Below are 25,239 nucleotides of genomic sequence, written 5' to 3' on the forward strand. Positions count from 1 at the left end.
CAGTTATATTATAGATTGAAATAACCTAATTGAATAGCGGTATCATAGAGAACAAAGAGATAGAATGTAGTATCTATTTCTTTGTTCTCTTGGTATAATTTCACTTAAAAATAGAAGGTGAGGGACGTGAAATGCAGATGAATAGTCCGTGGGATAATATCACCATTAAAAAAATTGACGATGATTATAATAATGTAAATAGTTATGATGGGAATGTTCACTTAATTTATATCCTAAAAGGATCAGTAGTCATTGGGAATGAATACGAAACCATCGAGTTACATGCTCCTGGGTTCATGATCCTACCCAAACTTGGTTCATATAAAGTTGTGCTGTCAGGTGCGGTGGTCTACGACATTGGTCTGAGTTATTCATTTAACAAAAAAAATAGTGAAGTAAACTATAGTTACGAGTTTATTGGAAATTCGCATATAAAAGGTGGTCAATTTAATGACTCCCTTTATTTTAACTTAGATAAGTTACTCTCTCTTTATTACCTTGAAAAGGACACGACTTCTCCTGCGATTGTATTCGAAACGTATTTTAGTATTCTTACCATATTAGAAAATAAATATTATCGTGAAGTTAAGGTAAGGAGAGGTAGCCGAAACGTAGCAAGTAGAGTGGAGGAAGTAAAACAATATATCGATAGTAATTATGAGAAAGAAATTAAATTGAAGGATTTAGCTAAACGTTTTTTTGTCTCTGAACAGTATCTTTCTCGAACATTTTCTGAGCTAGTAGGTGTACCGTTAAGTGAGTATTTAGTGGATCTTCGCCTGAGTAAAGTCAAACAAGAATTGATTCAAACCGATAAATCCATCACTAGTATAGTTTATGACGCTGGTTTTTCAAATGTAAATTCTTTTAATCGAATTTTTAAGAATAGGTTTGGTACAAGCCCAACTTATTTTAGGAAAATGAATCAAAATAAAGAGGAGCCTTCCTCCACTTCAGAACCGACTAATTTAGATGAACAACTTCTACCGTTATTGAATCATACAGAAAAGGTTAGTACAGAGGAAACGATTCGCTTAAACTGTCAAAACAGTAGTGACTTTCAAGTAGCTGATGGAATTATTAATATGGGTGCTGCCGCTAACTTATTAGACGCCAGATACCGTAGACAGTTGGAGACATGCAAAGATATCTCCGTTCTGAAATATTTGCGCATCAGCGATATTATGTCGAAAAATCTAGTCACTAGAACGAATGGGCAGCTTATATTCACGGTCTTAGACCAAGTGATTCATTTTATATTGGAAGAAGGCTACCAACCTTTCATTGTTTTAAATCCACCACAGTTGGACGAGAAAAGTAGTCTAGGTCAGACCCATTATTCCCTCTCAGCTTGGATCAAAGATATAGTACAAATTTGTGAACACTATTTAAGTCTCTATGGTTCATCGGTAATCAAAAAATGGAAGTTTGAGCTCGTTCAGCCTCATTTCAGATATTTATATGCGAGAGGGGAAATTACCAGCCTGTTTAAAGGTGAGAATGAACAACTAGACATTTCACGCATGGCAGAATATATCGTCTATTGCGAGCGAGTAATAAAAGCAATCCGTCAGAAAGACCGAAACTTATCTATTGGTATCGGCGGCTTGCCGCTTAAGGAATTTATCGAATCAGCGGATGAAACCACATTGGGATCCATGCAATCAATGGACTTTGCTTTCATTTGTTTCACCTCACTTCCCTATTTATCACGAGAAAGTACAAGTAATGGTAGAGCAGCAATAGTCAAGCAGAGCAAAGAAGATTACCTTTATAAGTTAACGAATCGGGTGCAAATTTTATTAAAAGAAAATAATCTAGAAAAATCTATCTATCTTACTGAATTTAATATTACTTCCTTTACGAATGATCGGATCAATGATACGTCATTTAAGGGAACCTATATATTTAAAAACCATCTAGATTTATCTAGTCAGTATAACGGCATCGGCTATTGGTACTTTTCTGACTTAATCGATATGTCTTCAAATGAGACCGTCAAAGAATTTATTGGTGCACCAGGCCTGATGACTAAGAATGGACTCCCGAAAATTGGACTTTACGCCTACGTATTTCTCGATAGTGTTGAAGAGAAACTGATTTTTAAGAATCAGACATTTCTTGTTACCAAAAATTCCACCACTGATTCGATTACGATTGTCGCCTGTGGCTATACACCGGTTGATTCCTCATATTTTAATTGGTATGAGTCAGATGATGCAACAAATGATGCACATATCTTTTCTAACTATTATGCGACTAAAACTGTTATTCAATTAGAAAACTTACCGATTAATTCTAGAGAATATCAGCTTACTACAAGAAAAATCGGGTATTTCGAAGGAAATGCCTTAGATGAGGTGATGAAAGTAACAACCTCAGAGCAGTTAACGCCATCTGTTTTAGATTATCTTCATAAGAGAAGTGAGCCAAGGCTGTATATGAAATCAATACCTGTCACTGACAATGCAATCGAGCTAAGCATAAAAGTCGAGCCACAACAATTAGTATTATTTGAATTGACGCGCATCTATAAATAAATTCATAGAAAAAAGACCCAAAAATATTCAGCTCAGCTGTGAGTTCTTGGGATATTTTATCTTTGGTCTGAATTAGTGAGGTATTATGATTTTATGAATAAAATCATAAAGTAAAATACAAAATTGTTATTTAATTATCGCCGGATTTGAAAAATAAAATTCTCTGCCCACGTTTCTGCCCACGCGAGGCAAAATCCAAAAAAAGACGCCGCCCTAAATGGTCTGAAAAGACTGTTAGGACGGCGTTTTTGACGTATGCCAACTGCAGGAATCGAACCTGTGACCTACGCGTTACGAGTGCGTTGCTCTACCTACTGAGCTAAGTTGGCGAAATACATTATGAATTATAGTAAAAAAAAATAATTTTGTAAAGGAATAACACGTGAGTAGTTAATGACAAGTTTTATTTGCAAAATGTATTGACAATAAAACTTGGTATGATACACTTGTTTTGCCAAGTAAACTTGTTAAAATGTTGAAACAGATTTGATTCTTATAATTATATACTGCAAGGAGGAAGAAGAATGAATAAAGAAGAATTATTGAGAAAAGCAAGAGATTCCAAAAAAGGTGCAAGAGAAGGTGTTGAGCACCAACAAGTGTTGAATGGTAGTAGGTACGGTGGGATTGTATTTGTAGTTGTGGCAGTTCTTCTTATGGTATATACCTTGTTTAAATGGAGGCTTACGGAGCTTTATATGATCTTGGCTATTGTCTGGTTATATTTCCCAGCAACTGTCTATGGTATGACAAAGATAGAGCATAAAAAGAATAAACAAACGGGAACCATTATTGTTTGTTTTATCATTGGTTTAGCGCTATTGGGCATGTATTTTATAAAGAGCTGGTGAGTGTATGAAAGAAGAATTAGTTTTAAGAAATAATTTGAAGCAAGCTAGAAAAGAAAAACAAATGTCACAGACGCAGTTGGCCGAGCTTGTGGGTGTTTCAAGAAATACGATAAGTTCGATTGAAACAGGGCAATTTAATCCAACCGCTAAGTTAGCGTTAATTCTTTGTATCGCTTTAGAAAGAAAATTTGAAGAATTGTTCTATTTTCAGGAGAGTGAGTGAATTCAGAACTGAAGCATAGAGCTAAGAAAGTACGACTTATAATTGAAAATACTTAACTTCCGTTTTCATTTCATGATTTTTTTCATAAAATGTGCTATAATTAGAGATGAAAGGTAGGTTTTTTATTTATGGCTACATTTGGAAAATTTGATTCTACTGTCGTCCCCTCTGAATTTGGAAAAGATTTTATGGTTAACACGCACGTTACTTTTACGGTCCATGGTAAAACGCAGACAGGAACAATTACTAAACAGCTTAAGAACTCTGCCGTAGTTGAGATTGATCAAACGCGTGAAAATGATCAATTAATGACACAAAGTAATGGTGTCGTAATTATTAATTACAAGCATATGAAAGAAATTTAATTTAGGCCATCTCACTTAATAGAGATGGCTTTTTTGATGCGCAAAAATTGGCATAGGAATCAGGACGATGGTGCGAGGGCAAGAATGGTAGACTGAGAGTGATCGGCTGAACGAAATAATGAGGGGGTCAATAATGACTCAATGAGAGAATGATTAGTATTTCACAAATATGTTGCTTTCAATAACAAACTTCTTTATAATCTAAACGAGAGAAATAGATAGAGTTTTTTATATCATCAGGACATAAACTGCTCTTCAATCGCTGATATCATTCAGTTTGTTTGTAGGTAGGTTTTTTATCTATCAGGTGGAGAATTATATTTGTGCATGGTTGGTGGAAAAGTTATTTGGATGTTTGTGAAAATATTTACTTGATATTTCTCAAAAGCTACATAGTTATTTTAGGGGGAAAAAGAATGAAAAGAAATAAGTTAAAAACAGTGTTCGTTGGTTTAACAATGACATTACTAATGAGCGCATGTGCAAGTGATGGCGCATCTACTAAGGAATCTAGCACAGCTAAGAGCACAGAGAGTTCAGTTGAAGCAACTTCTGCTGCATCAGCACAAGAATACACAGATCCATCAGAATTGAAAGATGAGTATGATGTTGTTATCGTTGGAGCTGGTGGTGCGGGTATGGCGGCAGCACTTTCTGCTAAAGATGCTGGCATGAATCCAGTGATTCTTGAAAAAATGCCTATCGCTGGTGGTAATACGTTGAAATCTTCAGGTGGGATGAATGCTTCTGAAACGAAATTCCAAAAGGAACAAGGAATTGAAGACAGCAATCAATTATTCTTTGATGATACATTAAAAGGCGGAAAAGGTACGAATGATCAAGATCTTTTACATTATTTGGTAGACAATTCATCTGACGCGATTGACTGGTTAGATTCTATGGGAATTACTTTAGATAACATCAGCTTTAGTGGTGGGGCAAGCGTGAAAAGAATTCACAGACCACATGATGGCGCGGCTGTTGGAACGTATTTAGTTGATGGTTTGGTTAGAAATGTTCACGAAAAAGAAATTCCTTTATTTGTGAATGTTGATGTGAAAAAAATCAATGAAAAAGACGGTCAGGTTACTGGCGTGACTGCTGAAATTGATGGCAAAGAAAAAACTATTTCTGGTAAAGCAGTTGTTGTTACAACTGGTGGATACGGATCAAACAAAGAAATGATTGAAGAATATCGCCCTGATTTGAAAGGTTACGTAAGTACCAATTCTGAAGGTAGTACAGGCGATGGTATCAAGATGATCGAATCTCTTGGTGGCGCAGTGGTGGATATGGATCAAATCCAAGTGCATCCAACTGTTGTTCAAAAAACAGGTATGCTAATTAGTGAAACTGTTCGTGGTGAAGGATCAATTCTTGTGAATCAACAAGGTGAACGTTTCTACAACGAACTTGAAACTCGCGACAACGTTTCAGCAGCGATTACAGCATTGCCAGAACATTATGCTTACTTAGTATTCGATTCTGCATTAGCTGAGCGTGCAAAACAAGTTGATTTCTACAAAGAACAAGGTGTTGTTATTGAAGGCGAAACGATTGAAGAGTTAGCTGGTAAAATTGATGTCGATGCGAAAACGTTAGAAAGCACGTTGACTACTTGGAATAAAGCAGTTAAAGATCAATCAGACACAGCGTTCAAACGTGAAACAGCAATGGATTACGATTTAACAAAAGGTCCTTTCTACGCGATTCAAATTGCGCCAGGAATTCACCACACAATGGGTGGCGTGAAAATTAACACAGATACACAAGTAGAAAAAGAAGATGGCTCGACAATTAAAGGTCTATATGCTGCTGGGGAAGTGACTGGTGGTATTCACGGACAAAACCGTATTGGCGGAAATGCTGTAGCAGATATTATTATCTTCGGTCGTCAAGCAGGCGCGCAATCAGCGAAATTTGCTAGCGAAGTTAAATAATTTAGTAGATATTTTGTAAAATGAACCAACTAAAATGAAGGAGTACGGCATCGAAAAGATGTCGAGCTCCTTCATTTTTTTCATAGATAGAAGAGTCTCGCAGGCTCGATGGTAAGTAATAGACAAATTTTTCGAAATATGAGAAAATTTGACTGTTGTTGGGAGGTTACTCAAGTCCGGCTGAAGAGGACAGACTCGAAATCTGTTAGGCGGGTTAAACCGTGCAAGGGTTCGAATCCCTTACCTTCCGTAAAGTATTTTAAGAAAGGTTTTTGTGAAGAGTGGAAATCCTTTGTTTATGGGGATTTTGCTCTTTTTTGTATGCGCTAGGTTTTGTAGTTTTTTGGGATGAACCTTGGTCAAAAGGGAATTAGAAGATGAGATAAGTAGTGTAAAAGCAGCGATCAGAAAAGCTAAAAGCTTTCCTGATCGCTGTTTTTGTGTTGCTTACGATATTGATTAGGGGATTGACCTGTTTGTTTCTTAAAAAATTGATAGAAGTAGAGATCATTCCCAAAGCCTAATTCTTGAGCAATTTTTTGAATGGTCAAATTGGTTGTGCTTAATAATTGTGTCGCTTTTTCCGTTCGTATGAGTTTTGCATATTGAGAAATAGTTTTATTGGTTTGCTTTTTTAGTAATCGATTTAAGTATTCCGCGTTATAATGTAAATTTTTTTCGATTTCATTACGTGAAATATTACCATAATGGTGTTCTATCTGATGGATGATACGGTTGACTAAGTAAGCTTCTTTGGAATCATTTAAATCGACTGATTTTAAAGAAAATCTGTTTGAATTTTGAAGAGATTCAATGATTCTTAAGACTAAGCCTTTCTGAAAATAAGAAGCGCCCATCTTACGGGTAGCAATTTCTTGTTGCAAAGCGTCTAACATAATTTGTAGGGGTTTGTTAGGAGTAGGTAAAATTTTAGTCACTTGCAGGTAACGTTGTTGCCATTCGTTCTCGTGGCGTAAACTGTGCTGTAGAAAACCATAAGCTTGTCCCATGCAAGCTGTTTCATTAAAAAGTTCTTGAAGAAATTTAGGTGATAGATTGATAAAAACTACAAATGTATCTTCTTCTAGGGTTTCATAATGACGCATTTTTGGGCTTAAGAAGCAACCATCGCCAGCATAGAAGGTGAAGGATTTATCCTCTAAATTATTCGTGAGTTGTCCCTTTAACACATACATGAGTTCGAAATCATGATTTTCGTGAATCGTCCGATATTCAGGTGCTTCGAATGTCGTCAAGTTGTTATCTTTAACCATCGTATAGAGTATCCGGTCTTGTATCCGTCGTTTATAGAAGAGCGAAATAGGTGTATGCGTTACGATTTGAGGATGGCTGCCTGGTGAAGTCTGTTCAATCTTGGTGAAATGCTCATTTGTCATAAAATCATCTCCTAAGTTGGAAAATCATAGTTTTGGGCAAGTAATTGTCGATTATTCAGATTATAACATGTTCAATTTGAGATTAATATAAAGGAAAAGGAGTGAGGAAATGAGAAAAACTAAATTACTAAATCATCAATGGGATTTTTATTACGGGGCACTATCAACACCACCTTTGACCGCAAAAAAAGCTCATGCTTTAGGTGGTCTGACGAATCCCTTGCCTGATGAAAAGGGAGAGAGAGTTATTACAAGTGCTGGAGGAGACCACTTTCTGAAGTTAATTGCTCGAGGGAATCGTGAGCAAGGCTTAGAAAATTTAGCAGGAACTGACTTAGAAACTACGCTGACCTCTGATTGGGGAAAAGTAGATTTACCTCATGATTGGAAGATTGGTTTGCCCTATGTAAATGAACCAGCTAATTTGATGAGTGGATCAAAACCAGATGGAGTTGGTTTCTACCGTAAGCTTTTTTCATTAGATGAGGAAGCTTATAAAGAACAACGTGTGATTTTGCACTTTGATGGTGTGATGCGCATGGCAGATGTGTGGTTGAATGGCGCTTATTTAGGAAGAAATAATAGCGGTTACACATCGTTTTCTTTTGATATTTCTGAGTGTGCACGTTACGGCTCAGAGGGTGATAATGCCTTATTAGTCAAGGTTGATACTACGACTGGACCAGAAGGTTGGTGGTATGAAGGAGCGGGGATTTACAAAAATGTGTGGCTTGAGCTTATTCCTGAAATCGCTTTAGACCGCGATAGTCTTTATGTGGCGACAACAGATTTGACACCGGAAAAAGCTGAATTAAACGTGTCGTTTGCGATAAATAATGAGAGCGCAAGAGAAATAACAATTCAACCTAGAATTCAATTGGGAGAGCAATCTTTAACAATGTCTGAAATGATTCTTAAAGCGGGACAAACAAAAAACATTACACATGATGTATCGATTGTTAATCCAGTTTGTTGGTCCCCAGAGAATCCTAAGCTGTACCAGGTTACGGTTGATATTGGCACAGATAACCTTACTCAGACATTTGGAATTCGTACATTTGGTTATGATCAAAAAGGGTTCTATCTAAATGGCGCGCCTTATGAATTACGAGGAGTGTGTGAACACCAAGATTTTGCTGGTGTTGGCGTAGCCTTGAATCAGGATATTGTGGAGTACAAATTGACCATTTTAAAAGAGATGGGTGTTAATGCAATCCGCAGTGCCCACCATTTTGCTTCAGAAGAATTATTAATGGCTTGTGATCGGTTAGGTATTTTAATGATGAATGAAAACCGTTTGCTAGAAAGTACGCCATGGCGTTTAGACGATTTGAAAAAAATGGTGAAGAAAGCTCGTCATCATGCCAGTCTCGCTTTTTGGTCAGTTGCTAATGAAGAAGTGATAGGCAACACAGCTTTAGGGAGTCGGATTGCTAAAAAGTTGGTACAGACTATTAAACGATTAGATCAAGAACATTTGGTCATCTCGGCTGAATTGCTTAATCCCGAAGGTATTGTGGATCCTGAATATTTAGATCACTATGATGTTTTAGGGGTGAACTATCCTGAAGCGGGAGTAATGGGACCAGGGGCAGCCTTAATTAAGCAACAATATCCTGATCTACCAATGATTAGTACGGAAAATGCTTCTTATTTTTCTACCCGAGGTGTCTATCGCGATGACGAAAATCAATGTCATTGTAATAATCTTGGCTCACTATATTCAATGGTTTTACCTGGAAAGCGTCAACCCGATGATCCAGGGGCTGGTGGCACGGCGAAACCAGAAGAAGTGATGACATACTTAGAAGAGCATTCCTATATGGGTGGTGTCTTTCTATGGACAGGTTTTGATTATTTTGGTGAACCATCTCCATTTGCATGGCCAGCTATTAGTTCTCAATTTGGTATTGTTGATACGTGTGGATTTGAAAAAGATTATTATTATTATTATCGAGCATTTTGGACAGAAACTCCTTTTGTACACATGATGCCTCATTGGAATCGTGAAGGATTAGAGATTGATGATAAAGGCGAAGTGGCCGTTCGGGTCTTTAGTAACGTAGATAGCGTGGAGCTTTTTGTTAATCAACAGAGTTTCGGACGACAAACAGTAACTGGGCATAAAACGGATTGGCGTGTGCCTTATTCAGAGGGTGAAGTGCGTGTTGTCGGTTATCTAGGTGATCAGCAGGTAGCTTCAACAAGTCATCAAACTAGTGGAAAAACAGCCGCAGTAGAGGTTGTTGAGCGCTATCGAGGACAAACACATTGTTTATTTGAAGTACGAGCGCTAGATAAGGATCACACGTATGTTCCAACAGCTAATGAATGGATTTCATTGAAGAGTAATGGTGGCGATATTATTGGTTTGGGAAATGGCAATCCTTCAGATCATCACCAAAATGATCTTACAAAAATTCGTTTATTTAATGGTAAGGCTTTAGCCATAGTGAAGACACAACATGATGAGTTTAAATTAATGGCAAGTCTGGTATCAGAATAAAACAGATGATTTTGTTCAAATCATAGGTATTACTAGTCAAAATCACCTATGATTTGAGCATAAAAAAAAGAATTTTGAATAGGGCTGAATAGTTTTTCAGCCAAGAATAAAAGGGCAAAATGAAAACGCGCTCAAGATTGACATTACTACTAATATGAAATTGTGAAAGGAAGAAATATTTATGAAAAAGAAATTATCACTTGCAGTTGGTATTTTAAGTATGAACTTGCTACTTATGTCGTCTTCAGTTGTAGGGGCAGCAATTGCAGCAATTGCTGAATCATTTCCTGATGAGGCGATTACGAAGGTCCAGATGTTGAGCACGATTCCTCAATTGGGACAATTAGTAGCAACTCTATTATTTACTTGGCTGACTTATATATTAACACGTAAAAATGTTGGATTGTTAGCCGTGGGATTTGTTATGGTCAGCGGTTTACTACCCGTTTTTTTCAACAGTAGTCTAAATATCATTCTAGCTTGTATGGTTGCCCTGGGTTTTGGGATTGGTTTGATTAGTAATGTTGGTCCGGTGCTATTACAAGAACATTTTGATGGTGAAGAGCGTGCCTCTGTCATGGGGTGGGCTGTCGGTGTTAACAATATTGGGATGATGGCATTTACTGGAATTGGCGGCGTCCTAGGTGGTGTGGACTGGCGGAATCTATTTTGGATATATGGTATTGCAGTTATTATTTTTATATTAGTATTTTTCTTAGTACCACAAGATGTTCGTAGCCAAGGTTTAGAGAAAAAGACACAACAAAGTTTTATGCAGTCTGTTAAAGGATTAAGTGGCTATGTTTATATTATTATAGGGATTACATTTATTATGTCATTAGGTTTAATGACTTTTATGGCCAATCAATCTCTTTTATTAGCCGGAAAAGGATACGGCACGGCGTACACTGCTATGGTATCAGCTATTGGGAATGTTGGCGGTATTTTGACAGCATTTAGTCTTAAGTACATTCGTAAAATGACTAAAACAGATACCATTGCTTGGGGATTCGTGGCTTTCGCACTTTCTTATGTATGTATTGCATTCTTTGATAATATTTCACTACACATTTTAGGTAATATGTTTTCTGGTGTCGGTATTGTCATGGTAAACGCGACAATTCCTTATGAACTATCGATTTTAGCAGACCATAAGCAATTTCCTGTGGTGATTGCGATGAATACACTGATGAGTTCAGTTGCCGGAGTCTTATCACCGATTATTTTGGCAGCAATAGGCGTCACTGCAGGCCAACAATCATTTATCGCTGGTATGATAATTTGTTCTGTTACAGCCGTAGTATTGCTTATTACACGCTTAGGTTCTCGAGTAGAGAAAATTCACCAAACAAAGGTCATAGCTGAGAAAGCCTAAAGTTTACATGGGGAAGTTCTTTGCTGAAATGTTGAGTTAATGAATAAAAGTAAAAACTGAGGACACAAATTTTTGAATCTAAAGAGATGAAACAAGTAAAGGTAGATACTAACGTATTTCCTGACACGATGTGTTTAAATTTTGAACAAATAAATATAGTTTGAATAGATAATAATCATTTAACGGAAGGGTGAGAGGATGATAAATCATTACCAAAATCCAATATTGCGAGGAATGTATCCTGATCCAAGTATTGTGCGAGTAGAAAATACTTACTATATGGTGAATAGTACGTTTGAATATTACCCAGGAATAGCTTTATCAAAAAGTACAGATTTGTTGAATTGGTCACCATTGCCAAGTATTGTGACTGAAACAACCCAGGCTGATTTGCGTCAGGCTAAATCAAATGAAGGAATTTTTGCTGTCTGTATTCGTTACCACCAAGGTGTATTTTATGTAATCACAACAAATTTTGCCGAATTTAAAAATTTTATTATTTGTGGATCGTTGTCGGAAGATGGCTCTAGTATTATTTGGCAGGAACAACGTATTGAAGTAGATATTATGGGAATTGATCCTGATTTATATTTTGAAAATAATCGTAGTTACGTGACATTTACTGGCTATATTGATGATCAAGGTACCAAAGCAATCCAACAGGTGGAGATTGAATTAGACACTGGGCAGATACTTCGTGGTCCAGAGGTTATTAGTTTTGGTACGGGTGGAAGAGATGTTGAAGGTCCTCATATTATTAAACGACCAAATGGATATTACTTATTGGCAGCCGAAGGGGGGACAGGCGTGGGTCATATGATTACGATGTTCCACAGTGAGTCTCTTTGGGGTCCTTTTATGAATGAGGAGAATGTGAATCCTTTATTTACGAACCGGGATCGTGCATCAGAACCGTTACAGAATATTGGTCATGCTGATTTATTTCAAGATCCAATCGGTAATTGGTGGTTAACGTGTTTAGGTACTAGACCAGCTACTGTAGGCTTCACTCAAATTACTAATCTAGGTCGAGAAACGTTACTATATCCTGTTATTTGGGAGGATAAGTGGCCAAAAATATATCAAGGTACCCCGACTGTAGAGGTCGATTTAGCTGACTATCCTCAGCATGTGGCTAGTTTAACTAATGAGCAAAAGTTAGTCACATTTACAGATGAATTTATCAGTGATAGTTTACATCCTGAATGGTTAAGTTTACGTTCTTCTTTAGCAGACCGACTTCACCTTTCTCCTAATCAGTTAATATTAGAGGGATGTGGTAATGCCTTCGAGGACTTAGGGACACCTTCTTTTTTAGGAGTTCGTCAAACAGAGCATGCTCAATCCTTTAAAGTTCAAGTAGATGGGAGTAAAACGCAACTCAATGATGGAATGGTGGGCGTAGCTAGTTTAATTAACAGTGATCATTACGCCGCAATTCTCGTTGAAGTGAATGATAAGACAGGAAGTTATCGTGTTTTTCGTAAACAAAAAGTTGGAGATATCGAAATTAATGATGTTATAGGTGAACTATCGCAATTACCTGATTCTTTTGAAATTATTAGCCAGCCAGATACTAAAACATTTGCCGTTCGAGCTAATGGTGAGACCCACGCTTTTAACACGCAGGCGATTCATTTTTCTAATGAAGCAATTGCTGCTTTAAATACGGGTGATATCCAAGGTATTTATGTGCTAGGTGATGCATACTTGTCTGTCAGTAAGGTAGAACGAACGAATCTGTAACATTTTTAATATTTTTTGGGAATTGGGATAGTTCTACTTAGGATAAAGTAGGCAATTTTCCCTGTGGCTGATGTCGAACACCTGTAATCAGACAACTGCTAGACTGGATGAATTTAATGGCTGTTAACATAGCTTGATTTAAGTAAATGCTTATACTGGGAGTGTTTCTGTGAGTGAAGCGTCATCAAGTAAATTTACAAGTCAGGGTAATTTCGAAGGCTCTATCCCGGTCATTTTATTTTGAGACGATGCTACAAAGTAAATTATTGGAGGACGAGTATGAAAATTATGGAAATTTATGTTAATCATATGGTTCAGCCTGTGGGCTATCAATTAGATGATTTGCGCATAGAATTTAAAGTCAGTGCAGAAGAATTTGTGCAGATGACTAAACAATTAACAATTTGGACGACTGATAAAAATCAACCAGTGTATCAGACAAAACCAGCAGCTTATGAAACGAATTATTTTGATGTTGATTTAACATTAGCACCTAGGACGCGTTACTTTTTTGAAATCAGCCTCTCGAATGATGAGCAATGTATTATCGGAGAAAGTTTTTTTGAAACGGGGAAACTGACAGAAACCTTTGCTGCGGATTGGATTGCTAATCAAAATAAAAAATTGCCGAACACGTTATTTAAAAAGACGTTTTCAGTTGCTAAAGCACCTATTTCTGCGCGTTTATATATGACTGGTTTAGGGGTATACGAAGCGTATTTAGATGACAATAAGATTGGCGATGAATATTTAGCTCCTGGTGTGACAGCCTATGATCAATGGGTTCAAGTTCAAACATACGACGTTAGTCAGGGACTAGAAGAGGGAAATCACACTTTAACAGTCTCAACTGGGGATGGTTGGTATAAAAGTCCTTATGGATTTGATGGCGGTAAAGCGAATATATATGGCGACCAACACATGATTATTGGTGAATTGTATCTAAATTATGCTGATGGTAGTCAAGAAATTATTAAAACAGATGCTAGTTGGCAAACGACGAGTGGGCAAATAACTCACTCGGGTATCTATTATGGTGAGGACATAGATGCGACTATAGAAATCACTGATTGGCAACCAGTTGTGACGATTGATCACAATAAAAATCTCTTACAGGATCGGCTGAGTCTACCACTAAAAGTTAAGGAAACTATAGTTCCTAAAGCTCTATTAAAGACACCTTTAGGAGAAGATGTGTTGAATTTTGGTCAAAATCAAGCAGGTTGGTTAACATTTTATAGTCGCGAACCTAAGGGGACTAAAATAACATTTGAAATGAGCGAAGTGTTGCAAGAGGACAATTTCTATCGCGATAATTTGCGCGAAGCTCGCGCCGCTTTTGTTTATATCTCAGATGGTGAAGAAAAGTGGGTACGACCACATTTTACGTATTATGGCTATCGTTATGTTCGCATTACAGGATCTAGTCAACCAATTCAGCTAACGGATTATAAAGCACAAGTCATCTATTCAGATATGAAAGATACGGGAAATATAATCACCGACAATTCTAAAGTGAATCGTCTATTTGAAAATGTACGTTGGAGTCAGAAAAGTAACTTTTTTGATGTTCCAACAGACTGTCCTCAACGGGATGAACGTTTAGGTTGGACAGGTGATGCGACTGTATTTTCAAACACTGCTGCCTTTAATATGGATGTTTTTCAGTTTTTCAAAAAATACATGAAAGATGTTGCAATCGAGCAAGCGCGTTTTGATGGGATGGTCCCAATGTATGCACCTGCAATGGGAACGACTGATGGAGGAGCCGCTGTTTGGGGTGATGCAGCAACAGTCATTCCTTGGAATATGTATGAAACATATGGCGATTCAGCGATTTTACGACAAAATTATGTGAGCATGAAGGCGTGGGTAGATTGGATTACTCAACATTCAAAAACAGAAAATCTTTGGACCGGAATGTTTCAATTTGGTGATTGGATTGCTCTTGATGGAGAAAATCCAGCACTACCGACAGGGAAAACAGATGAAGATTTTATTGCTTCAGTATATTATTATTATTCAAGTTTGATCGTTGCACAAACTGCTGAAATTTTAGGGTATGAACAAGATGTAATCTTCTATAAAAATCAAGCTGAATCAATTCTGAGTGCGATTCGTTCGGAATATATCACAGCTAAAGGGCGGTTATCAATTGATACACAAACAGCTTATGCCTTAGCTCTTTATTTTGAGTTAGTGCCAGCTGAACAATTGTCTCGCGTATCGAAGGATTTGGTCAGTCGTTTGAGCAAAGATAACGATCACTTACAAACAGGATTTGTGGGAACACCTTTCATTTGTCAAGTGTTGTCTAAATATGGCGAACATAAGTTAGCAACAAAAATTTTCTTACATGAAGATTTTCCAAGCTGGTTATATGCAGTCAATATGGGAGCGACAACTGTTTGGGAACGATGGAACTCGATTGAACCATCAGGAACAATGAACCCAGATGGGATGAATTCGTTAAATCATTATAGTATTGGTGCGATTATGGAGTGGGGCTACAAGTATGTCTTAGGTATTAAAGAACATACTCCCGGATTTAAAACATTGACTTATGCACCTAACTTTGATTATCGATTAAAACATGTTAGTGGTTATTTTAAGACACCTTATGGCAAGTTTGTGGCAGAGTATCAGATTGAAGCTGATGAAAAGCATACAATCCACACAACTATCACGGTTCCGTTTGGCGTTTCAGTTCAAGTCGATTTGCCGCGATCTTCAGGCATACCTGTGCAAGTGAATGGAAATGAACAAAAAGGTGGGCAATTTGTTTTAACGTGTGGAACGTATCATATTTCTTATATACCAACAGAAAATTATGTGGAATATTATCATGCTGAAACACCTGTTGCAGACATTATGGCGGATCCACTGATGATGGAAAAAATAGATGAGATTGATGATGTACTGAACTTTTTTAGAAAAGATCCAGCTGCAGTGGCAGGAGGTTTAGGTAGTATGTCACTGACTAAATTAAATACGTTATTACCTTTTATTCATATCAGTGTGTCTAACCTAGAAAAAATTAATCAAGCTTTAGTGGAAACACCTATTATAAGTGAACGCCATTGAGGAGAGACGTTTCCGGTAGTAATGGAAGAAACGATGAAAAGAACTAACCTGAAGGATTTAATGCAAGGATAAAAAATTAAAGGCGCAAGAAAGCTTTTTATAAGTTTTCTGGTGTCTTTAATTTGTCTGAAATCATTGAGAATAAACATTGTTATTAACTTGAACACTACACTATGTCTTTTCTATAAACGCACCTCGGAGGGCGTATTAGCTATCTAAATAATTTTCTGGAAGTAGCGCACAATTTATGAGCAAATAATAAGAAAAAAAGGAATTTCTTTTGGAAGCTCTAGCCCTTCTAACTAGAGTATGTTACGTTATATTAGGACTTTTGAATGAAGGGTGAAATGATGAAAAAATTTGATGTACGTGTATTTTTTAAAGACTATGTGTATGTGACGATTGGTTCGCTAATTTTGGCGGTAACGATGAATACGTTCTTATTGCCGAACCATTTAGTTGCTGGTGGAGCTAGCGGAATTAGTGTTGTTTTAAACCATGCGTTTGGTTGGAATGCGGCGTTAACTTTATATGCGATAAATATTCCTTTGCTCCTTTTATGCTTTTTATTGCTAGGGAAAGCGACGGGAATTAAGACGATTTATGGGAGTTTGGTGTTTCCTTTTTTCGTGGGTTTGACAGAAGGATTGCCTGCTGCAACTCATAATGTATTGCTCGGAGCGGTTTTTGGCGGCGTACTCGCAGGAATCGGGATTGGCTTAGAATTTCGAGGTAGTGCATCGACAGGTGGAACGGCGATTATTGCCCAGGTGGTTAATAAATATTTCCGTGTTCCGTTGGGCGCTTCGGTTTGGGTAGTCGATGGCTTAGTTATTTTATCTGCTTTTATTGCCTTTGATATCGACGTTGTGTTGTTCTCACTTATTTGTCTATTTGTGATTGGTCGAGTGATCGATTTGGTTCAAGCTGGGCCTGTTCGCTCAAGAAATGTCTTTATCATTTCAAATGAGTACCTTGTGATGAAAGACTTGTTGACGCAAACGTTGGATAAAGGTGTGACCATGGTGCCAATCGAAAGTGGCTATCGTGGACACGCGGGGATGATGTTGATGACGGTCATTCACGAGAAGGATTTTACAAATGTTAAAGAAGCGCTTCAAGAAATTGATGGTGAGGCCTTCATTATTTCGATGCCAGCTAATGAAGTTTTAGGTCGTGGTTTTGATTTGAAACGTGTGATGGAATCGATTGAGACTAGTGAAATTAACTAGGATTTGAGAGAGTCATAAACAAAAAATAGCCTGACGCAAAGGGCTATGTGCCAATAGTATAGAATCTAATAAATGTAAGCTGAAGCCAAATAGGTTTCAGCTTTTTTGCTGTTTACAAAAAAATCCGCCCCAAAGTCGATCTTTGAGACGAATAATCAGTTTAGCCTTCACGGTATTTGAGTAGTTACTAGTGAATGAGTTGCTTACTCTCACAACCGAATAAGGAAAATTAAAAGGATAGCTGTGACGGTTTGCAGACTGCCGACAGAAAGTCCATAGAGTAAGAAGCGTGGGCCTTCTTTCATGAATTTTGCAAAGTCTAAGCGTAAACCAATCGCAGCTAATGCCGTAATTTCAAACCAAGTGCTGATAAAATGAGCGGTCTGGTCAACAAATGATGGCAGCGTGATTAGGCTATTGATGATACAAAATACTAAAAAGCCGAGAACATACCAAGGAAGTGGTAGTTTCTTCTTTTTCTTTTCGACTTGGCTAGCTGTTGTCGGAGGTGTTTTTGTTTGCATAAATTTCTCAAAAAGAAAGACGACGACTACCAATAAGACGATGCGTAAAATTTTGAAGAGCATAGCAAATTGAACCACTGTTTGATCTAACATGCTGGCACCGGCGACGACTTGGCCGACGGATTGCAAGGTACCTCCCACTAAGGCACTTTTTTCTAAAAGATTCTCACCATATAAGAAGAGTCCTAAAAAGGGCAAAGTTAGCATCATAACTGTCCCTAATAAATTGACTAGAGTAATGACTTGGCCTTTTTCTTCATCTTCAGCATGAATTGCTGGGGCAATCGAAGCAATGGCCGAAGAGCCACAAACTGCATTACCACCAGCCATCAAGAGCGTAAAGGTATCGCTGAATTTCATTTTTTTACCGATGAGATAGGCGCCTAAGATGGTGACGGACATCTGAATCAAGATGAAGCCGATTCCTTTTAGGCCAATTTGGGCGATCGTTTGAAAGGTTACGGTAGCACCGAGCAGGACCACGGAAATTTCCAGCAACTTACTTTCTGAAAATTTGGTTCCTACGGCTAGACTTTTCTGTTTGAAAAGGGTATTGCCTAAGAGGATGCCTAGTAAAATGGCGATAGTTGCGCCACCTAGCTTGGGCACGAATAGCGCCAGTAAGCGGCTGATTGCAGCAACGGTGACGGATAAGGCTAATCCTGGTAATATAGGACCTATTTTTTTGCTGATTGATTGGAATGAGACGTGCATAATGAACTCCTTCTGACATAAATTTGGGTGTATTTATACTTAGTTTATTAGTGCAAGGGTACTCGTGTTTTATTTACGTGTTTCTTGTATGCTTTTTCCACTTGTCATTAAGTATAAAGGAATCTCGCGGATAATTGAACCAGATAATTGAAAACTAGCTAGCTAAATCATCAATCTCATAACTAACTACGTAAACAACTACGCAAATAGCTCCATAAATTATTTCAAGAATAGCATCGTAAATAACTCCACAAATAATTTCATAAATAGCGCCATAAATAATTTTGTAAATAAATTCCTTACATCAATTGTTTTTACTTGGTACAATTTTAGACGTGCTTACTTTGAGCGCCGTTTTGACCTTCTATTACAAAAAAATTAGAAAAGTTAATTTTTTCCCAAATCTAGTGGAGTCAGCCTTTCTTTTATGGGCGGAGACGACTATAATATAAGCCAGTACGTTTTTTGTAGAAAAGGGATGAATAATGGAAAATAAAAAGACGAATTCGTTAGATAATAAAATAGATTATGGCGTAATTTTGCCAGTATTTTTACTTTGTTTAATTGGGTTATTGTCTCTCTATGTGGCGCTAACGCATGATGAGCAATCCAAAAATATTGTCAGTGAAATGGTCAAACAGTGTGTATGGTATGGGCTAGGAACGGCTGTCATTATTGTTATCATGCACATGCGTTTAAAATGGATTTGGAAATTAACGCCGCTAATCTATGGGCTGGGCTTAGCAGTTATGCTGGCTTTACTGAAATTTTATGATAAAGAGATGGATGCTCTGACAGGCTCAAAAAACTGGTTCCGTTATGGATCATTTAGTTTTCAACCGTCAGAATTGATGAAGATTGCCTTTGTGTTGATGTTGGCTTTAGTCGTCACCCAGCACAATGCGAAGACGCGCGAGCGGACATTAAAAACAGATGGCTTCTTGATTTTGAAGATGCTGGCGGTCACGATTCCGGTCATTGCCTTGGTATTACTTCAAAAGGATTTCGGGACGATGTTGGTTTTCTTAGCTATTTTTGGTGGCGTCTTTTTAATGTCGGGTATCTCTTGGCGCATTATTGTGCCGGTCATAATCTTCGCTGCTGTAGTCGGTGGTGGGACCATTTATCTGGTTACTACAGATACTGGGCGAGCGTTCCTGAGTGATTTAGGTATTTTTAAGGCGTATCAGTTTGCACGAATTGATATTTGGCTAGATCCATTCCACGATGCTGCGGATACTTCTTATCAGCCGGCGCAAGGTTTATTGGCGATTGGTTCTGGCGGTATGTTTGGTAAAGGCTACAACGTGAGTGATATTTATGTGCCTGTTCGAGAGTCGGATATGATTTTTACGGTAATTGGTGAAAACTTTGGCTTTGTCGGTGGCGCGTTTGTAATTTTGCTCTATTTTATTTTGATGTATCGAATGATTCGTGTCTGCTTTGATACGAATAATGAATTTTATGCGTACATTGCAACAGGGATTATTATGATGATTTTGTTCCACGTGTTTGAAAATATTGGTGCCAATATTGGCTTGCTACCGTTGACCGGGATCCCGTTACCTTTTATTAGTCAAGGGGGATCAGCGATCTTAGGGAATATGATTGGGATTGGTCTTATTTTGTCAATGCGTTATCAAAAGGCAAAAGAGATGAGTCTTTCAATTAGAAGACGAGGGTAATGAGGAGGAAAAGGTATTTATACTGTATATGAGTATCCAAAATGTTCGACCTGTAAAAAGGCGAAAAGATGGCTAGAGGCGCATGATGTCTCGTTTGAAGCTATTGATATGATTACGACTCCGCCAAAGCCAGAAGTGATTGCTGGCTGGATGGCACAGAGTGACTTGCCGATTCGACGCTTTTTTAACACGAGTGGTCAAAAATATCGTGAGTTAGGCTTGAAAGATCAGATAGAAAGTTTTACAGTAGAGAAAGCCAGTCAAGTCTTAGCTACAGATGGTATGCTAATTAAACGGCCGGTCCTAGTCAAGGATGGGCAAGTAGTGGCGATTGGTTTTAAGGAAATAGATTATGAAGGAGCGACCAGCTAAAATGGCAGGAGTACATTTAAAACGAAAAGACAACTTATGGATTTTATTTAACGGAAAAGAGTATTGCGTGGGATTGACGAAGGATGCACAAGAAGAGTTGGGAACCATTACCTTTGTTTCGTTGCCAAAAGTTGGCCAAAGTTTTAAACAAGGGGATTCATTTGTTGAAGTGGAAGCAGAAAAAGCAGTCAATGAATTTTCAAGTCCTTTGACTGGCGTGATTTCTTCTGTGAATGAGAAAGTCGATGCAGATATCAATGTCTTAAATGATGAGGACGAGATGGTTGCGTGGCTTGCTAGCTTCAAAGAGGTAGATCCAGCAGAATTCGACAACTTATAAAAAGTTTCAAAAGAGAAAATTTATAGCTGTGGTCGCTCTCAGTAAGTTTTGAAGGAGCGGCTGGCTAGACAGACGTTGGCCCACCGGCAATCAAATGATGACGTTATGTTAAAAAAAGATTTGACAGTTATTAAAAGTGTTGTTATAATTTCAGCAATACACCAAAGCTTTGAAAAGAAGAGTACATGTCACGAACGTTTGAAGAGAGCCCAGATTGCTGAGAATGGGTAACGAGAATGAGATGGAAGATGGTCTTTGAGCAGAATGAGTGAGCGAAAGTGAACTTGTTACGGGCGCGCCCGTTAAAGCGCAGCAGTATGCGAATTTAGATTCAAGTACTGAATGAGGTTATTGTTGTGAGATAATAACGAATCAAGGTGGTCACACGAAAGTTGAACTTTCGTCCTTTTTACGCAGAAGATGCGTAGAGTGGGACGGAAGTTTTTTTTGCGGTTAAAGAGCAAGTGAGAGAGAAATAATTGTTGAGTACAGACAGAGAGGAACGAATAAAAATGGCATTGATCGAATTAACCCATGTCAAAAAGGAGTTTTCGGGGAAAAATGGCGCGATTAAAGCAGTAAATGATGTGAATCTTGCGGTGGAGCAAGGGGATATTTACGGCATCGTCGGCTATTCTGGCGCTGGGAAAAGTACCTTGGTCCGTTTATTGAATGGCTTAGAATTACCGACATCAGGGACGGTAATGGTTAAAGGACAAGATATTACGACATTAAAAAATAAAGAATTGCGTAACTTCCGTAAGAAAATTGGCATGATTTTCCAACATTTTAATTTATTATGGTCACGCACAGTAATTGACAATATCAAGCTACCGTTAGAATTGGCAGGAGTCAGTAAGGCTGACCAAAGAAAACGGGCTGAGGATTTACTTGAATTAGTTGGCTTAAAAGGACGCGGCGATGCTTATCCTTCACAGTTATCTGGGGGCCAAAAACAACGGGTCGGGATTGCGCGCGCGTTGGCGAATGAGCCAGAAATCCTATTATGCGATGAAGCGACAAGCGCACTGGATCCGCAAACGACAGAAGAAGTTTTGGATTTACTGTTAGATATTAATAAGAAGTTGAATTTGACGATTGTCCTGATCACTCATGAAATGAATGTCATCCGCAAAATTTGTAACAAGGTGGCGGTTATGGAGTTAGGAAATATCGTTGAAGAGGGCGATGTGGTAGAAGTTTTCCGTCATCCGAAACAGGCAGTCACTAAGCGGTTTGTCCAACAAGAATTGCAGCCGGAAGATGACAAAGAGGAAATGCTGGCGAGCTTCATTAAAGAGAATCCGGAAGGTCAAATCGTGACGCTTTCCTTTAGAGAAAATAATGCCAATGAACCGGTGATTTCACAAGCGATTCGTGCTTATCAAGTGGATATTAATGTAGTGTATGGCACGGTCCAACAGGCAAATGGCAGTACATTAGGTTCGTTGACGGTGCTACTTACTGGAGAGCCTAGAGAAATTGAACAAGCAATTGCATTCTTTCATTCGAAAGAAGTCGGCGTGGAGGTGCTAACACATGGATAAGAGTTTTTCTGAACAATACCTAAATTTTAGTCAGGTTAATCCTGAAACCATGCAAAAGGCAATTATTGATACGTTATACATGACAATCATTTCGATGGTACTGGTCTTTGTCATTGGACTGATTTTAGGCTTAGCTTTGTATACGATTGGCAGAAATAATAAGCCGTATGCCAGAATTATTTATGGATTAGTTTCTATTATAAGTAACATTTTCCGGTCAACACCGTTTATGATATTGATGGTTTTAATCATCCCATTTACAAAAATGTTGGTTGGCTCAATGATGGGGGCGAAAGCCGGGATACCCGCATTGGTGCTGACAGCTGCCCCATTCTACGCGCGACTTGTTGAGATTGCTTTACGAGAAGTCAGCCCAGGTGTTCTGGAAGCGGCGGATGCAATGGGTGCGAGTTATTTGGAAACTGTCTATAAAGTGTTGTTACCAGAAAGTGTACCAGCTTTAATCTCAGGCATTACTGTGACGACGATCTCAATGATTGGTTTTACAGCAATGGCGGGGGCAATTGGCGCAGGTGGTTTAGGAGCCCTTGCGTGGCAAGAAGGCTTTCAACGAGGAAATTATACGGTGACACTAGTTGCAACGGTCATTATTTTGCTGATAGTGTTTGTCGTACAAGGAATTGGCGATGCCTTAACCAAACGAACAGATAAACGATAGGAAAAAATGAGGGGGAAAAGGATTATGAAAAAGAAAATTTTTGGATTTGCAGCAGTATTATTAGTAGCAGTAGGATTAACAGCTTGTGGAAATGGCAAGTCAGACACAGCCAGCTCAGGTTCAGATAAAGACGCTGAGAAAACTGTCTTAAAAGTCGGCGCGTCACCTTCACCACACGGCGAAATTCTAGAACAAGTGAAACCAATTTTAGAAAAAGAAGGCATTGAGTTAGAAATCGTGCCATTTGATGATTATGTGTTACCAAACAAAGCTTTATCTGATGGCGATATTGATGCCAACTACTTCCAACATTTACCATTCTTCAACAAAGCAATCGAAGACAATGGCTATGACTTCGCCAACATCGGCGCTGTTCACTTAGAGCCAATGGGTTTATATTCTAAGAAAATCAAAGATATTAAAGACTTAAAAGATGGCGCAACAGTCATCGTTTCAAGCTCAGTCTCAGACTGGGGCCGCGTAATCAGCATTTTACAAGCCGCTGAGTTAGTTAAAGTTAAAGACGGTGTCGATTTGGAAACAGCAACATTCGATGATATTGCAGAAAATCCTAAAAACTTGAAATTCGAAAACACAATCGCACCAGAATTATTAGCAACAACGTACAACAACGAAGAAGGCGATTTAGTCGCAATCAACGCAAACTTCGCTTACGGAATTGAATTGAACCCACTAGAAGACGCATTATTACTAGAAGGCGACGACTCACCATACGTAAACATCTTAGCAACACGCACAGAAGACAAAGACAAAGACGCAATCAAAAAATTAATCGCAGCCTTACACGAACCAGAAGTCCAAAGCTGGATCGTAGACAAATGGGGCGGATCTGTTAAACCTGTGGATAAATAAAACAAAGGTCGTGTAGGGAGCGAAAGCTCCGAGACATAAGACGAAATCCCCAAAAATTGCTCTATAATTTTTTGGGGATTTTGACTTATGTCCGAAGGAGCTACTCCCGGAATGCCGTCCATCTCTTGCACAAGCTAGTTCAGTTGCAGGAGGTAAAGCACTAACGAAACGAATAAGATATCGAGAACAAAATACCAAAAGAACAAGACACTGAGTATAATCATGGTCTTGTTTTTTTACATTATGCTACGGAGCACAAGCTTCGCATCCGATTTTCCTTCTATTAAAAAGTTCGCAGTCTGGTCGCAAGCAGTTCAACAAAGAACATCACTCTTCACTATTTTTATTATAGATTAGCTAGATTGGTCGTTAAAAACCAGATATTGTCCACTAGTGTCTATTCGCACTGTTTTCGATATTTTTAGTTGAGTGTTAAATCTCAAGAATCCTTTAATCATAAGGTTGCTCTGTCAAAATCATCTTTTTCACCCTACTTTCCCAGTTAAAAAGTGTGCGAATGAGGGTTAGTGACAAAAAAATAGACAGTGACTACTTATTGAATTTTTGATTTAAAATTACTGAGGGATAGAGAATCCTATGTATCCAGGATTCTATGGAGGATTTTTTAGGAAAAGTAACCTGAAAATACAGCTGTATCTAGTTCTATCCATTATTTATTAGCTAAAAACCAGAGATTGTCCACTAGTGCCTATTCGCACTGTTTTCGAGATTTTCAGTCGAGTGTTAAATTCCAAGAATCCCTTGACGATAAGGTTTCTCTGTCAAAATCATCTTTTTCCCCCACTTTTCCAGCTAAAAAGTGTGCGAATGAGGGATAGTAACAAAAACAGGCATTTACTACTTGAAAACTTTGTAAGCAAGATTGGTAACTTAGCTGAAATCGAAAATAGAATTGTGAGAAAGAACATTTTGCTGCCGAAGACGTGAGACTTCTGAAATTTTAAGAATTGGCGTACAATAGAGCAGGACATTGATTTTGACTGATTGAGGTATTTAAGAAAATTTTATTAAATGAATAATAAATACCTGACTTCCAATGAAAAATCAAGAAAGCTTGTGGCTCTAGTGTAAATTAATTGCTTTATAATAATTATTATAGAAAGAGAGCGCTTGAACTACTCGATAACCATTAAAAAGTCAGAACAATCGCTACATAAATCGAATATTCTCCGACAAGAATATTGCGATTCATTCTCAATTAGTCTAAAATGAATGAGAACGTTAA

At 38.1% G+C, this 25,239-nt stretch carries 18 protein-coding genes, 2 tRNA genes and 1 other annotated feature; of the genes, 17 read left to right on the plus strand and 3 right to left on the minus strand.

What is annotated here, in order from left to right:
- The first annotated feature begins 137 nt into the window (after window positions 1-137).
- A complete protein-coding gene (locus BAU15_RS01365) occupies window positions 138-2,540 on the plus strand; it encodes a helix-turn-helix domain-containing protein (RefSeq protein WP_161840958.1) in 2,403 nt (800 codons plus the stop codon).
- Between the two features lie 256 nt (window positions 2,541-2,796).
- Here BAU15_RS01365 and BAU15_RS01370 read toward each other — a convergent pair.
- A tRNA-Thr gene (locus tag BAU15_RS01370) sits at window positions 2,797-2,869 on the minus strand.
- A 195-nt stretch (window positions 2,870-3,064) separates the two neighbouring features.
- Between BAU15_RS01370 and BAU15_RS01375 the strand changes: the two genes are divergently transcribed.
- From BAU15_RS01375 to BAU15_RS01395, 5 genes are all read left to right on the plus strand, one after another.
- Window positions 3,065-3,391: a DUF6442 family protein gene (locus tag BAU15_RS01375; protein WP_161840959.1), complete on the plus strand. Its 327-nt coding sequence runs from the start codon at window positions 3,065-3,067 to the stop codon at window positions 3,389-3,391.
- A 4-nt stretch (window positions 3,392-3,395) separates the two neighbouring features.
- Window positions 3,396-3,614 carry a helix-turn-helix transcriptional regulator gene (locus tag BAU15_RS01380; RefSeq protein WP_161840960.1) on the plus strand — a complete coding sequence of 73 codons (219 nt, stop codon included), beginning with the start codon at window positions 3,396-3,398 and terminating at the stop codon, window positions 3,612-3,614.
- Between the two features lie 128 nt (window positions 3,615-3,742).
- On the plus strand, window positions 3,743-3,979 hold the full coding sequence (locus BAU15_RS01385; protein ID WP_161840961.1) for a hypothetical protein: 237 nt from the start codon (window positions 3,743-3,745) through the stop codon (window positions 3,977-3,979).
- Window positions 3,980-4,395: 416 nt separating this feature from the next.
- Window positions 4,396-5,919: a flavocytochrome c gene (locus BAU15_RS01390; protein WP_161840962.1), complete on the plus strand. Its 1,524-nt coding sequence runs from the start codon at window positions 4,396-4,398 to the stop codon at window positions 5,917-5,919.
- A 160-nt stretch (window positions 5,920-6,079) separates the two neighbouring features.
- Window positions 6,080-6,169, plus strand: a tRNA-Ser gene (locus tag BAU15_RS01395).
- Window positions 6,170-6,332: 163 nt separating this feature from the next.
- Here BAU15_RS01395 and BAU15_RS01400 read toward each other — a convergent pair.
- Window positions 6,333-7,316 carry an AraC family transcriptional regulator gene (locus tag BAU15_RS01400; protein WP_161840963.1) on the minus strand — a complete coding sequence of 328 codons (984 nt, stop codon included), beginning with the start codon at window positions 7,314-7,316 and terminating at the stop codon, window positions 6,333-6,335.
- A gap of 109 nt (window positions 7,317-7,425) precedes the next feature.
- On the opposite strand from BAU15_RS01400, the gene BAU15_RS01405 reads away from it, so the two are divergent.
- The 5 genes from BAU15_RS01405 (at window position 7,426) to BAU15_RS01425 (ending at window position 17,259) form a co-directional block, all read left to right on the plus strand.
- Window positions 7,426-9,822, plus strand: a complete 2,397-nt coding sequence (locus tag BAU15_RS01405; RefSeq protein ID WP_161840964.1) for a glycoside hydrolase family 2 TIM barrel-domain containing protein — start codon at window positions 7,426-7,428, stop codon at window positions 9,820-9,822.
- Between the two features lie 220 nt (window positions 9,823-10,042).
- Window positions 10,043-11,197 carry an MFS transporter gene (locus tag BAU15_RS01410; protein ID WP_237580102.1) on the plus strand — a complete coding sequence of 385 codons (1,155 nt, stop codon included), beginning with the start codon at window positions 10,043-10,045 and terminating at the stop codon, window positions 11,195-11,197.
- 198 nt (window positions 11,198-11,395) lie between these two features.
- Window positions 11,396-12,943, plus strand: coding sequence for a glycoside hydrolase family 43 protein (locus BAU15_RS01415; protein WP_161840966.1), 1,548 nt, complete (start codon window positions 11,396-11,398; stop codon window positions 12,941-12,943).
- A 279-nt stretch (window positions 12,944-13,222) separates the two neighbouring features.
- Window positions 13,223-16,027: an alpha-L-rhamnosidase gene (locus tag BAU15_RS01420; RefSeq protein ID WP_161840967.1), complete on the plus strand. Its 2,805-nt coding sequence runs from the start codon at window positions 13,223-13,225 to the stop codon at window positions 16,025-16,027.
- A gap of 350 nt (window positions 16,028-16,377) precedes the next feature.
- Window positions 16,378-17,259, plus strand: a complete 882-nt coding sequence (locus tag BAU15_RS01425) for a YitT family protein (protein ID WP_161840968.1) — start codon at window positions 16,378-16,380, stop codon at window positions 17,257-17,259.
- Between the two features lie 209 nt (window positions 17,260-17,468).
- On the opposite strand, the gene BAU15_RS01430 is transcribed toward BAU15_RS01425, so the two are convergent.
- Window positions 17,469-18,497, minus strand: a complete 1,029-nt coding sequence (locus BAU15_RS01430; RefSeq protein ID WP_161840969.1) for a YeiH family protein — start codon at window positions 18,495-18,497, stop codon at window positions 17,469-17,471.
- 485 nt (window positions 18,498-18,982) lie between these two features.
- Here BAU15_RS01430 and BAU15_RS01435 point away from each other — a divergent pair, with 485 nt between their 5' ends.
- From BAU15_RS01435 to BAU15_RS01460, 6 genes are all read left to right on the plus strand, one after another.
- Window positions 18,983-20,182 (plus strand): FtsW/RodA/SpoVE family cell cycle protein, encoded by a 1,200-nt coding sequence (locus BAU15_RS01435; protein WP_161840970.1) that lies wholly within the window; start codon window positions 18,983-18,985, stop codon window positions 20,180-20,182.
- A 15-nt stretch (window positions 20,183-20,197) separates the two neighbouring features.
- Window positions 20,198-20,554 (plus strand): arsenate reductase family protein, encoded by a 357-nt coding sequence (locus BAU15_RS01440; protein ID WP_161841275.1) that lies wholly within the window; start codon window positions 20,198-20,200, stop codon window positions 20,552-20,554.
- Between the two features lies 1 nt (window position 20,555).
- On the plus strand, window positions 20,556-20,894 hold the full coding sequence (locus BAU15_RS01445) for a glycine cleavage system protein H (RefSeq protein ID WP_161840971.1): 339 nt from the start codon (window positions 20,556-20,558) through the stop codon (window positions 20,892-20,894).
- 160 nt (window positions 20,895-21,054) lie between these two features.
- Window positions 21,055-21,305 (plus strand) — a binding site (T-box leader).
- Window positions 21,306-21,406: 101 nt separating this feature from the next.
- Complete coding sequence (locus BAU15_RS01450; protein WP_161840972.1) at window positions 21,407-22,441, plus strand: methionine ABC transporter ATP-binding protein; 1,035 nt, start codon at window positions 21,407-21,409, stop codon at window positions 22,439-22,441.
- Window positions 22,434-23,120 (plus strand): methionine ABC transporter permease, encoded by a 687-nt coding sequence (locus tag BAU15_RS01455; RefSeq protein WP_161840973.1) that lies wholly within the window; start codon window positions 22,434-22,436, stop codon window positions 23,118-23,120. The genes BAU15_RS01450 and BAU15_RS01455 overlap by 8 nt, the downstream gene beginning before the upstream one ends.
- Before the next feature lie 24 nt (window positions 23,121-23,144).
- Window positions 23,145-23,993 carry a MetQ/NlpA family ABC transporter substrate-binding protein gene (locus tag BAU15_RS01460; RefSeq protein ID WP_161840974.1) on the plus strand — a complete coding sequence of 283 codons (849 nt, stop codon included), beginning with the start codon at window positions 23,145-23,147 and terminating at the stop codon, window positions 23,991-23,993.
- The last annotated feature ends 1,246 nt before the right edge of the window (window positions 23,994-25,239 follow it).

The sequence above is a fragment of the Candidatus Enterococcus huntleyi genome, assembly GCF_009933175.1.
GTDB lineage: Bacteria > Bacillota > Bacilli > Lactobacillales > Enterococcaceae > Enterococcus_K > Enterococcus_K huntleyi.